The organism is Streptomyces doebereineriae, from assembly GCF_031845645.1.
GTDB classification, from domain to species: Bacteria; Actinomycetota; Actinomycetes; order Streptomycetales; family Streptomycetaceae; genus Streptomyces; species Streptomyces canus.
This window is the reverse complement of sequence record NZ_JAVREZ010000241.1, coordinates 1-464: the sequence shown is the minus strand read 5'-3', so window position 1 is coordinate 464 and position 464 is coordinate 1. Positions and strand designations below refer to the sequence as shown.

At 41.2% G+C, this 464-nt stretch carries 1 pseudogene; it reads right to left on the bottom strand.

The features are described from left to right. A pseudogene (locus RNB18_RS51670) lies at positions 1 to 464 on the bottom strand (tetracycline resistance ribosomal protection protein); the annotation flags it as partial.

The following is a 464-nucleotide window of genomic DNA, read 5'->3' as shown; positions in this document are numbered from 1 at the left end:
ACTGTACTCCGCTCCCTAATGGAAGCGGTGCTACAGATAGACCAATGGAAGCCCAGAAAGGATTCGGTGGAACTTCGATGTGAATGGTATACTCTGCTTTTTTTAACGGTCTTTCCATATAAATGACTGTAGGCTCTTTTATTTCTATCTCCACATGATACTTTTCTTGCAGCAGAGCACAAGTCACTTCCATTTGTACTTTCCCTAAGAAAGAAAGTATGATTTCATGTGTCGCAGAATCCACATAATATCGCAGAAGCGGGTCACTGTCGGAGATTTCTAAAAGTGCATCAAGTAACATTTCCCTTTGTTGAGGTTTGCTCGGTTCAACAGTCGTTTGCAGCAGAGGGAGGGGATTTTCAATTCTCTCTCTCTGTGGCAATAGCTTTGTATCTCCAAGAACACTATTTAACTTCAAAAACTCATTCTGCAAAATAACAATTTCCCCGGAATAAGCCTTATCG